This window comes from Streptomyces sp., from assembly GCF_036566765.1.
Taxonomy (GTDB): domain Bacteria; phylum Actinomycetota; class Actinomycetes; order Streptomycetales; family Streptomycetaceae; genus Streptomyces.
Genome location: NZ_DATCVQ010000336.1, coordinates 18,198 through 29,592, shown reverse-complemented (window position 1 = coordinate 29,592; position 11,395 = coordinate 18,198). Strand labels below are relative to the sequence as shown.

Here is an 11,395-nt window from a genome sequence, read left to right as displayed (position 1 = left end):
GCCTCGGGGCGCGGCGCGCTCGTCGTCGCGCCCGACGGGCGGGCGGTCTCCCGGGTCGACGCGGCGCTGACCGCCGTGCTGGGGGAGGGGCGGCACGCGGTGCTGACCGCGGAGGCCGGGCCGGAGAAGCGGTACGGGCAGTGGCTCGCGGTACGGCGCGGTTCGGTCCGCGCGGTCGTCGGCACCCGCGCCGCGATGTTCGCGCCCGTACGGGACCTGGGCCTGGTGGTCATCTGGGACGACGGCGACGGCAGCCACAGCGAGCTGCACGCGCCGCAGCCGCACGCCCGGGACGTCCTGCTGCTGCGCGCCGCGCACGAGCGCTGCGGCTTCCTGCTGGGCTCCACGAGCTGCACGGTCGAGGCGGCCCAGCTCGTCGAGTCCGGTTGGGCGCTGCCGCTGGTCGCCGGGCGCGAGCAGGTGCGAGCGGCGGCTCCCCGGGTGCGCACGGTCGGCGACGAGCAGCTGGCCCGCGACGAGGCGGCGCGGGCCGCCCGGCTGCCGTCGCTGGCCTGGGAGACCGTGCGGGAGGGCCTGAAGACCGGGCCGGTGCTCGTGCAGGTGCCGCGGCGCGGGTACGTGCCGCGGCTCGCCTGCGAGCGATGCCGGACGCCCGCCCGCTGCCGGCACTGCGCCGGACCGCTGGAGGCGCCGGAGCAGCAGGAGCTGCGCTGCGGCTGGTGCGGGCGGGGCGCGCCCGACTGGCACTGCGTGGAGTGCGGGTCGGTGCGGCTGCGGGCCCAGGTGGTGGGCGCGCGGCGCACGGCGGAGGAGCTGGGCCGGGTCTTCCCTGCGGTGCCGGTGCGGACCTCGGGCCGGGATCACGTGCTCGACACGGTGCCGGGGCGGCCCGCGCTCGTCGTCTCGACCCCGGGCGCGGAACCGGTGGCGGAGGGCGGCTACGCGGCGGCGCTGCTGCTGGACGGCTGGGCGATGGTGAGCCGCCCGGACCTGCGGGCCGGCGAGGAGGCGCTGCGGCGCTGGATCGACGCGGCCTCGCTGGTGCGGGGTCAGGGCGAGGGCGGGACGGTGGTGATCGTGGCCGAGCCGACGCTGCGGCCGGTCCAGGCGCTGGTGCGGTGGGATCCGGTGGGCCACGCCCAGCGGGAGCTCGCGGAGCGGGCCGAGCTGGGCTTCCCGCCGGTGTCCAGGATGGCGTCGGTGAGCGGTCCGCCGGAGGCCCTGACGGGCTTCCTGGCGAGCGCGGAGCTACCGGCGGAATCGGAGATCCTGGGCCCGGTCCCGCTCCCGGTCGTCCGCCCGGGAGGCCCCCAGCGCCCCGGGGACCCGCCGCCCGGCGAGTCCTGGGAGCGCGCCCTGGTCCGCGTCCCCCCGGGCAGCGGCGCGGCGCTCGCGGCCGCGCTGAAGACCGCCCGTACGGCCCGGTCGACGCGCGGCGCGGTCGACCCGGTCCGCATCCGGGTGGACCCGCCGGACATCGGCTGAGGGGCGGCGGACACGGCGAAGCGGGGCCCGCGGACACGGCGAGGCAGGCGCGGCCGAAACGGCGAAGCCGCCCCTGCGGCGGGGCGGCTTCGAAAGGCGGCGGCGGTCAGCCGTTGCGCGGGCCGGGGAACGCGCCCGGGCGGACCTCCTCGCGGAGGGCCGGTCCGGCGGCCGCCGGCTGGGGCGGCATCGTGCGCGCCGAGGGGACGGCGGGGACCACGGGGATCGTGCGGGTCGGGCCGGGCTCCGTGTGCTGCTCGGGGTCGACGCTGCCGCCCTGCTGGGGCGCGCGCCGCGCTCCGTAGCGGCGGTGGACCGCCTGCTTGGTGACTCCGAGCGCCGAGCCCACCGCGTCCCACGAGAAGCCCAGCGAGCGGTCGAAGTCCACGGCCGCGGTCACCAGCGTCTCGACGCTGTCCCGGAGCTCCTGCGCGAGGCGGACGGTCGGGGCGGGGGCGCGCCCGTAGACGACGAAGCCCGTCGACGGGCCGGAGCGACGCGGGCGGTAGACATTGCCCAGCTGGGCCGTGAGCGTGCGCAGTGCGTCCACCTGCCGCCGGACCCGCTCGATGTCCCGCACCAGCAGGTGCAGACTTGCCCGGGCTTGGGCGTCGTGGGTTGCGTGGTCGGCCATGTGAAAGCCTCTCGAACCGGCGTGTAAAGGGGGCGGGCCGCGGCGATGCGGCGGCCCGTTTCGGTCAATCTCTCTTGACCAACGCGCCACCCGAGCTTGGGTCACGGTGCCGGGGCGTACAGGCATATGCACAGGGCGCACATACCTGAGCACGCCCCCTCGCGGCACGACCTAGACTGGTGCGCTGCCCTCCCCCAAGCTCTCGGCTGCGCTCGAGCAGGGAGGTACCCCATCGCCCCGAGACGAGGTTTTTCCGAGTGAAGCTGGTCTTCGCAGGCACCCCCGAGGTCGCCGTCCCCGCCCTGGACGCACTGCTCGCCTCTGGTCGGCACGAGGTGGCCGCCGTCGTCACCCGCCCCGACGCGCCCGCGGGCCGCGGCCGGCGCCTCGTCGCCAGCCCGGTCGCCCAGCGCGCCGAGGAGGCGGGCATCGAGATCCTGAGGCCGGAGCGGCCGCGCGACGAGGCGTTCCTGGCCCGGCTGCGCGAGATCGCCCCGGACTGCTGCCCCGTCGTCGCCTACGGCGCGCTGCTGCCCCGTGTCGCCCTCGACATCCCCGCCCACGGCTGGGTCAACCTGCACTTCTCGCTGCTCCCGGCCTGGCGCGGCGCGGCCCCCGTGCAGCACTCGCTGATGGCCGGCGACGAGGTCACCGGCGCTTCGACCTTCCTGATCGAGGAGGGCCTGGACTCCGGCCCGGTGTACGGCGTGATCACCGAGGACGTCCGCCCCACCGACACCAGCGGCGACCTGCTCACCCGGCTCGCCTTCGCGGGCGCCGGGCTGCTCGCAGCCACCATGGACGGCATCGAGGACGGCGCCCTCAAGGCCGTCCCGCAGCCCATCGAGGGCATCACCCTCGCCCCGAAGATCCAGGTCGAGGACGCCCGGATCGACTGGGCCGCCCCCGCCCTGCGCGTCGACCGCGTCGTCCGCGGCTGCACCCCGGCCCCGGGCGCGTGGACGGTCTTCCGCGGCGAGCGCCTCAAGCTCATCCAGGCCACCCCGGTCCCGGACCGTACCGACCTGGCCCCCGGCGAGCTCGCCGCCGGCAAGAACAACGTGTTCGTCGGCACCGGCTCGTACGCCGTCGAGCTGCTCTGGGTCCAGCCGCAGGGCAAGAAGCCGATGCGCGCGGCGGACTGGGCCCGCGGGGTGCGGATCGCCCCTGGAGAGAGGGTCGGTGCCGCCGACGTAGGCTGATGGGGCAAGCCCTTCACTTTCGTACCCGGAGCACCTTTGAGCGAGCAGGCACGTCGCCGTCCCCACAAGCCCTACCGCCGTCCTCAGAAGGACCCGGTCCGGATCCTCGCCTTCGAGGCGCTGAGGGCGGTGGACGAGCGGGACGCCTACGCCAACCTCGTCCTCCCGCCCCTGCTGAAGAAGGCGCGGGAGAAGGAGGGTCCGGAGAAGTTCGACGGGCGGGACGCGGCGCTGGCGACCGAGCTGGTGTACGGGACGCTGCGCCGCCAGGGCACGTACGACGCGATCATCTCGGCCTGCATCGACCGGCCGCTGCGCGAGGTCGACCCGCCGGTGCTCGACGTCCTCGCGCTCGGTGCGCATCAGCTGCTCGGGACCCGCATCCCGACGCACGCCGCTGTGTCGGCGAGCGTCGAGCTGGCCCGCGTGGTGCTCGGCGACGGCCGGGCGAAGTTCGTCAACGCGGTGCTGCGCCGCATCGCGGCCCAGGACCTCGACGCCTGGGTCGAGCAGGTCGCCCCGCCGTACGAGGACGACGCCGAGGACCACCTCGCGGTCGTCCACTCGCACCCCCGCTGGGTCGTCTCCGCCCTCTGGGACGCGCTCGGCGGCCCCCGAGCCGGCATCGAGGACCTGCTGGAGGCCGACAACGAGCGCCCCGAGGTCACCCTCGTCGCCCGCCCCGGCCGCTCCACTGCCGAGGAGCTCGCGGGCGTCGTCGAGACCCTGCCGGGCCGCTGGTCCCCGTACGCGGTGCGGCTCGCCGAGGGCGGCGAGCCCGGCGCGATCGAGGCCGTGCAGGACGGCCGGGCCGGCGTCCAGGACGAGGGCAGCCAGCTCGTCGCGATCGCGCTGGCCAACGCGCCCGTGGACGGCTCCGACAAGCTCTGGCTCGACGGCTGCGCGGGCCCGGGCGGCAAGGCCGCCCTGCTCGGTGCGCTGGCCGCGGAGCGCGGCGCGATGCTGCTCGCCTCGGAGAAGCAGCCGCACCGCGCCCGGCTGGTCGAGCGGGCGCTGGCCGGCAACCCCGGCCCGTACCAGGTCATCGCCGCCGACGGCACCCGGCCGCCGTGGCGTCCCGGCTCCTTCGACCGCGTCCTGATGGACGTGCCCTGCTCGGGCCTGGGCGCGCTGCGCCGCCGCCCGGAGGCCCGCTGGCGTCGTCGCCCGGAGGACCTGGACGGCTTCGCCACGCTGCAGCGCGGCCTGCTGACCGAGGCGCTGCAGGCGGTGCGGGTCGGCGGCGTCGTCGGGTACGCGACCTGCTCGCCGCACCTCGCCGAGACCCGGGTGGTCGTCGACGACGTGCTGAAGCGGACCGGCGGGGCCGAGCTGATCGACGCCCGCCCGCTGATGCCCGGGGTGCCCGCGATCGGCGACGGCCCGGACGTCCAGCTCTGGCCGCACCTGCACGGGACGGACGCGATGTACCTGGCGCTGATCCGCCGTACGGCCTGAGCGCCGAAGGTCCGCACGGCCTGATTCGTCGGGATTGGGGTGGTCTAGACCGGTCCGGGTCACCCCTACTTTCGTCGGGAACCACGTTCGAAACCGCTCGGCGGCAAAGAAGTGCCCAAGAGCATGGCAGGCTTGGCACATGGCCCAGATCAACCCGAGCATCCTGTCCGCGGACTTCGCCCGGCTCGCCGAGGAGGCGAAGGCGGTGGACGGCGCCGACTGGCTGCACGTCGACGTCATGGACAACCACTTCGTGCCCAACCTGACCCTGGGCGTGCCCGTGGTCGAGTCGCTGGCCCGCGCGACGGAGACGCCGCTGGACTGCCACTTGATGATCGAGGACCCGGACCGCTGGGCCCCGCAGTACGTGGAGGCCGGCGCCGGTTCGGTGACCTTCCACGTCGAGGCGGCCGCCGCGCCGGTCCGCCTCGCGCGGGAGATCCGGGCCAAGGGGGCGAGGGCGTCCATGGCGCTGAAGCCGGCCACGCCGATCGAGCCGTACGAGGACCTGCTCCCCGAGCTCGACATGCTGCTGATCATGACCGTGGAGCCGGGCTTCGGCGGCCAGGCGTTCCTGGACATCATGCTGCCGAAGATCCGCCGCACCCGTGAGCTGATCTCCAAGCACGGTCTCGAGCTGTGGCTGCAGGTCGACGGCGGCGTCGCGGACTCCACGATCGAGCGGTGCGCCGAGGCCGGGGCCGACGTGTTCGTGGCCGGCTCGGCGGTCTACGGGGCGCAGGACCCGGCCGAGGCGGTCCGCGCGCTGCGCGCCAAGGCCGAGTCCGCGACCGCCTCGGCGGCGTGGGCGTGTGGCCACTGAGCCTCGCGCAGATGAACGCGGTCCGACGGCCGACCGACAGGTCTGATCAAGGTTCGCCGGATCTGACAGGATGGACAGCGAGTCCAGAGTGTGAACAGCGGCAGACAGCGGCTGTACGTGAACAGCAGTACCCGAGCAGCATCTGAACAGCACCTGAGCAGCGGCAGCAGTACGTGAACAGCAGTGAGGAGATCGCGGTGGCGGGTATGTCGGCGGGACGGTCAGCCCTGCGGATGGGACCCGCGGAGCTGGTGCAGGCGGCGGCCATGGCCCGCCGCTTCTACCTGGAGGGCAAGTCCAAGATCCAGATCGCGGAGGAGTTCGGCGTCAGCCGCTTCAAGGTCGCCCGCGTTCTGGAGACGGCGCTGGAGCGCGATCTCGTCCGCATCGAGATCCGCGTCCCCGCCGAACTGGACGCCGAACGCTCCGACGCGCTCCGCGCCCGGTACGGGCTGCGGCACGCGGTCGTCGTCGAGTCTCCGGCGGAGGGCGACGAGGAGTCGCCCGACCCGGAGAACCTCGGCGAGGTCGCGGCCGATCTGCTCGGCGAGCTGGTGAACGAGGGCGACGTCCTCGGTCTCGCCTGGGGACGTTCGACCATTCACATGGCGGCGGCGCTCGACCGCCTGCCCCCGTGCACGGTCGTCCAGCTCACGGGCGTGTACGACGCCGGGACCGCCGAGCGCGGCTCCGTCGAGGCGGTCCGACGCGCGGCCCAGGTCTCCGGCGGCGAGGCGCACCCCATCTACGCGCCGATGCTGCTGCCCGACCCCGCCACGGCGGCGGCGCTGCGCAACCAGACCGGGATCGCGCGGGCCTTCGAGTACTTCGACAAGGTCACCGTCGCCTGCGTCTCCATCGGCTCCTGGGAGCCGGGCATCTCCACCGTCCACGACATGCTCACGGACGAGGAGCGGGCCCACTACGCCTCACTGGGCGTCGCGGCCGAGATGTCCGCGCACCTCTTCGACGCGGAGGGCCGCCGCGTCGGGCGCGACCTCGGCGAGCGGTGCATCACGGTCGAGGCGGACCGGCTGCGCCGCATCCCGGAGGTCGTGGCGATCGCCGGCGGCCAGCGCAAGGCGGCGGCGATCGGCGCGGTGCTCCGCTCCGGCCTGGTGACCAGCCTGGTCACCGACCGCTCCGCGGCCGACTACCTGCTGACCGACACCCCCGGCCCGCGGCCCGCGCTCGACCGCGCGGACCCGGACGGCGTCTGACGTGCACGACCCTCTTGGAGGATCCGACAATCCGGAGGGCGCAAGCTCTGGATGATGCGCCCGGGTCGGAGGTTCGGGTCGCCGTGGGACAATGAACTACGTGCTTTTTCCCCTGGCTGAAATGCCTAGGGGCCGATCCGATCGACTGGGATGTTCAGCACGTGCGTTTCCTCAATGACGTCAAGCCGCCGTACGACCTGACGTACGACGATGTCTTCATGGTGCCGAGCCGTTCGGCCGTGGGTTCCCGTCAGGCCGTGGACCTCGCTTCGCCCGACGGCACCGGGACCACGATCCCGCTGGTCGTGGCCAACATGACCGCCATCGCCGGCCGCCGGATGGCCGAGACGGTCGCCCGTCGCGGCGGCATCGTCGTGATCCCTCAGGACATCCCGATCGAGGTCGTCACCGACGTCATCTCCTGGGTCAAGAGCCGCCACCTCGTCCTGGACACCCCGATCGTCCTGGAGCCGCACCAGACCGTCGCCGACGCCCTCGCGCTGCTGCCCAAGCGGGCGCACGAGGCCGGCGTCGTGGTGGACGCCGAGCGTCGCCCCGTCGGCGTCGTCACCGACGCGGACCTGACCGGCGTCGACCGTTTCACCCAGCTGTCCGAGGTCATGTCCAAGGACCTGCTGCTGCTCGACGCGGACATCGAGCCGCGCGAGGCGTTCAACAGGCTGGACCACGCCAACCGCCGCTACGCCCCGGCGGTGGACGGCGACGGCCGCCTGGTCGGCATCCTGACCCGCAAGGGCGCGCTCCGCGCGACCCTGTACAGCCCGGCCGTCGACGCGAACGGCAAGCTGCGCATCGCTGCCGCCGTCGGCATCAACGGCGACTTCGTGGGCAAGGCCAAGCAGCTCCTCGATGCGGGCGTCGACACGCTCGTCATCGACACGGCGCACGGCCACCAGGAGTCGATGATCGCCGCGATCAAGGCCGTGCGCGCCCTTGACCCGCAGGTGCCGATCGTCGCCGGCAACATCGTCGCCGCCGAGGGCGTCAAGGACCTCATCGACGCGGGCGCGGACATCATCAAGGTCGGTGTCGGCCCCGGCGCCATGTGCACCACCCGCATGATGACCGGCGTCGGCCGGCCGCAGTTCTCCGCCGTGATGGAGTGCGCCGCCGAGGCGAAGAAGTACGGCAAGCACGTCTGGGCCGACGGCGGCGTCCGGCACCCGCGCGATGTCGCCATGGCGCTCGCCGCCGGCGCGTCCAACGTGATGATCGGCTCCTGGTTCGCCGGCACCTTCGAGTCCCCGGGCGACCTCCAGCACGACGCCCAGGGGCGTGCGTACAAGGAGTCCTTCGGCATGGCCTCCGCGCGTGCCGTGAAGAACCGCACCAGCGAGGAGTCCGCGTACGACCGGGCTCGCAAGGCGCTGTTCGAGGAGGGCATCTCCACCTCGCGGATGTTCCTCGACCCGGCCCGCCCGGGCGTCGAGGACCTGATCGACTCGATCATCGCGGGCGTCCGCTCCTCCTGCACCTACGCGGGCGCGGCCTCGCTGGCCGAGTTCGAGGAGAAGGCCGTGGTCGGCATCCAGAGCGCCGCCGGCTACGCCGAGGGCAAGCCGCTGCACGCCAGCTGGAGCTAGTCCGGCAGCGGGTTCTGTCAGAGCTCACGAGGGCCCCCGGGAGGAACTCCTCCCGGGGGCCCTCGGCGTTCCCGGGGTCAGCTGGCACGCATCGGGGTCAGCCGGCACGCATCGGGGTCAGCCGGCACGTCCTGTCGGGGTCAGCCGGCCCGTTCGACGAAGCCCGCGGCGCGCAGCGCCCCCGCGACCGCCGCAGCCAGGCGGGCGTGGCCGCGGTCGTTGGGGTGGAGGCCGTCGGCGAGGTCCTGGGGCGTCAGGAGGTCGCGGCCGGGCAGGAGGGCGAGGCGGGCGTCGCCGGCCGCCACACGGTCGCGTACGGCCTCCTCCATGGCCGTACGCAGCTCCGCCAGGGTCGCGCCCAGCGCGTTCCGGGTCGCTTCGGCCTCCGGGCGCAGCACGGGGGAGAGCAGCAGCAGCGGCGTACGCGGCTGGCCGGCGCGGACCAGCGCCAGGAACGCGCGGGTGGTCTCGTACAGCAGCGGCGCGTCGTGCGGGCTCCGGCCCCAGCAGTTCGTGCCGAAGGCGAGCGTCAGCAGATCGGCGGGCAGCGCCGCCAGCTGCTCCGCGGTCGCCAGCTCGCCGCGCGCCGCCCCCGCGTAGCCGAGATTGACCGCGTCGAGCCGGAGCGCGCGGCCGGCGGCGGCCGGCCAGGAGAGCGCGGGGCGGGTCGACCACCAGCCCTCCGTGATCGAGTCGCCGTGCACCACCCAGCGGGGCCGCGCCGGGGCGGGCGCGACCGCGCCCCCCAGCGCCCGCAGGCGGAGCAGCCGAGGAGCCGCGGGATCCGGCGGATGGATCGTGAACGGGCCGGTGCGGGGCGGGAGTTCGAGGGTGACCACGGCGTCCTCGGCCGGCCGGGCGAAGGTCTCGCCGACCAGCCGGCCGCCCTCCCAGAGCGCGAAGCAGTGCGCCAGCTCGCGCAGCGCGTCGGCCCGCTCGGGGACCCGCGCGCGGTAGTGGACCGCGACCGCCCGGGTGCCCGGGGAGGCCGTGAACTCCAGGCGTACGCCGATCGGCAGCGCGGCCCGCTCGGCCGCGTCCCAGGGGAGCCGGTCCAGGTCCCCCGGGTCCGCGCGCACCGCCCGGCCGCGCTCGTCGAACCAGGCCGTGCCCCGCAGAAAGGGCCCGGCGTCCCGCCATGTCCCGTCCCGGTCCATGGCTGTGCAGGGTGGGTCATCGGCCCTGCGGAGTCAATGCCCGCGAGGGGGTGTCGCAGAGGGTGTCGCGAAGGAGTCGCCGGGGTGTCGCCGCCGTGCTCCCGAGGGACCCCGTCCGACCCCGATGTGTGGATTCGTGCAGCGGGGCGCAATGTTTCCCCGTCTGTGCGGCAAGTGCGCAATGATCATCTGCCAGTGCGCAACAACCCTGCATTACAAGCGCAACCGCTCAGCCCTTAGGCTCGTGCCCCGTACCAGGAGTGGCGTCGACCGCCTGCTCGGCGGTTCCCCTTCCTCGTGGGCTTGCGTTCGCACGCCCACGCGCCGCCGCGGTCGTCGTCTTCTCGACAGGCAGCGATAAGGAGCCTCCGCAGTGCTGGACCACGGCGCAGCCCCAACGGTCGACGATTCGACCGCCCGCAAGACTTCCGGGCTCTCCGCCCTGACTCGGCGCAAGCCGGTAGAACGCCTGGTCGCCGAGGGTGGCCAGGGCGAGGGCGGCTCGCTCCGCCGCTCGCTCTCCATGTGGCAGCTGACCATGATCAGCATCGGTGCCACGCTCGGCACCGGCATCTTCGTCGTCCTCGGCGACGCCGTCCCCAAGGCCGGCCCCGCGGTCACCCTGGCCTTCGTCATCGCCGGCCTCACCGCGCTCTTCTCCGCCCTCTCGTACGCCGAGCTGGCCGGCGCCATCCCGGTGGCCGGTTCCTCGTACTCGTATGCGTACGCAACGATGGGCGAACTCGTCGCCTGGGTCTGCGGCTGGTGCCTGGTCCTGGAGTACGGCGTCTCCGTCGCCGCGGTCGCGGTCGGCTGGGGCGAGTACCTCAACGAGCTGCTCGACGGCACCATCGGCGTCACCATCCCCGCCATGCTCTCCTCGGCCCCCGGCGAGGGCGGCGTGATCAACCTGCCCGGTCTGATCGTGGTGCTGCTCGCGATGGTCTTCCTGCTCGGCGGCGCCCGCGAGTCCGCCCTGGTCAACACCATCATGGTGTTCGTGAAGATCGCCGCCCTGGTGCTGTTCTGCGCCATCGGCTTCATGGGCTTCAAGTCCGGCAACTACGCCGACTTCATGCCGCTCGGCATGGCGGGCGTCAGCGCCGCCGGCGCCAGCCTCTTCTTCTCGTACATCGGCTTCGACGCCGCCTCCACCGCCGGTGAGGAGGCGAAGGACCCGAAGCGCGACCTGCCCCGCGCGATCATGCTCTCGCTGCTCATCGTCACGGTCCTCTACGTCCTGGTCGCCGCCGTCGCCGTCGGCGCGTGGAACTGGAAGGACTTCGAGGGCTCCGAGGCGACCCTCGCGGCGATCATGAACGACGTCACCGGCCAGACCTTCTTCGGCACCCTGCTCGCCCTCGGCGCCGTCATCTCCATCGCCAGCGTCGTGCTGACCGTGCTCTACGGCCAGACCCGCGTCCTGTTCGCGATGTCCCGCGACGGTCTGGTGCCCAAGGTCTTCGCCAAGGTCAACCCCAAGACCGGCACCCCGCGCGTGAACACCGTGATCGTGTCGCTGTTCTGCGGCGCGCTGGCCTCCGTCATCCCGCTGGGCAAGCTCGTCGACGCCACCAGCATCGGCACCCTGTTCGCCTTCGGCCTGGTCAACATCGCGGTCATCGTGCTGCGCTACACCCGCCCGGACATGCCCCGCACCTTCAGGGTGCCGCTCGGCTGGCTGTTCCCGGTGCTCGGCTTCCTGTTCTGCGCGTACAACATGTTCAGCCTCGACGTCGTCACCTGGGTGGTCTTCGGTTGCTGGATGGCCGCCGGGCTCGTGTTCTACTTCCTGTACGGCATGCGCCGCTCCCGTCTGGCCACCGAAGCCTCAGCAGAGAAGTGATCCAC

The 11,395-nt window shown here is 73.6% G+C and carries 9 protein-coding genes; 7 read left to right on the top strand and 2 right to left on the bottom strand.

Translation table 11 applies throughout. From position 1 onward, the window contains the following. The coding region (locus VIU94_RS19940) for a primosomal protein N' (protein WP_331913190.1) at positions 1-1,446 on the top strand (1,446 nt) is incomplete at its 5' end. 106 nt (positions 1,447-1,552) lie between these two features. Here the strand turns inward: VIU94_RS19940 and VIU94_RS19935 are convergent. Next, the gene (locus VIU94_RS19935; RefSeq protein WP_331913189.1) at positions 1,553-2,080 is read right to left on the bottom strand and encodes a hypothetical protein; all 528 of its coding nucleotides are present in this window, start codon (positions 2,078-2,080) and stop codon (positions 1,553-1,555) included. Between the two features lie 257 nt (positions 2,081-2,337). Between VIU94_RS19935 and fmt the strand changes: the two genes are divergently transcribed. The 5 genes from fmt to VIU94_RS19910 all read left to right on the top strand — a co-directional run bounded on the left by fmt (position 2,338) and on the right by VIU94_RS19910 (position 8,387). Next, complete coding sequence (gene fmt, locus VIU94_RS19930) at positions 2,338-3,282, top strand: methionyl-tRNA formyltransferase (protein WP_331913188.1); 945 nt, start codon at positions 2,338-2,340, stop codon at positions 3,280-3,282. Between the two features lie 36 nt (positions 3,283-3,318). Continuing rightward, a complete protein-coding gene (locus VIU94_RS19925; RefSeq protein WP_331913187.1) occupies positions 3,319-4,740 on the top strand; it encodes an RsmB/NOP family class I SAM-dependent RNA methyltransferase in 1,422 nt (473 codons plus the stop codon). Positions 4,741-4,879: 139 nt separating this feature from the next. Further along, a complete protein-coding gene (rpe, locus tag VIU94_RS19920) occupies positions 4,880-5,563 on the top strand; it encodes a ribulose-phosphate 3-epimerase (protein WP_331913186.1) in 684 nt (227 codons plus the stop codon). Between the two features lie 173 nt (positions 5,564-5,736). Then, a complete protein-coding gene (locus tag VIU94_RS19915) occupies positions 5,737-6,783 on the top strand; it encodes a sugar-binding transcriptional regulator (protein WP_331913185.1) in 1,047 nt (348 codons plus the stop codon). Positions 6,784-6,944: 161 nt separating this feature from the next. Continuing rightward, complete coding sequence (locus tag VIU94_RS19910; RefSeq protein ID WP_331913184.1) at positions 6,945-8,387, top strand: GuaB1 family IMP dehydrogenase-related protein; 1,443 nt, start codon at positions 6,945-6,947, stop codon at positions 8,385-8,387. Positions 8,388-8,527: 140 nt separating this feature from the next. Here VIU94_RS19910 and VIU94_RS19905 read toward each other — a convergent pair whose 3' ends face one another. Continuing rightward, positions 8,528-9,544, bottom strand: a complete 1,017-nt coding sequence (locus VIU94_RS19905; RefSeq protein ID WP_331913183.1) for a GDSL-type esterase/lipase family protein — start codon at positions 9,542-9,544, stop codon at positions 8,528-8,530. A 373-nt stretch (positions 9,545-9,917) separates the two neighbouring features. On the opposite strand from VIU94_RS19905, the gene VIU94_RS19900 reads away from it, so the two are divergent. Further along, entirely contained in the window at positions 9,918-11,390 is a 1,473-nt protein-coding gene (locus VIU94_RS19900; RefSeq protein WP_331913182.1) for an amino acid permease, read from the top strand. Positions 11,391-11,395 lie beyond the last annotated feature (5 nt).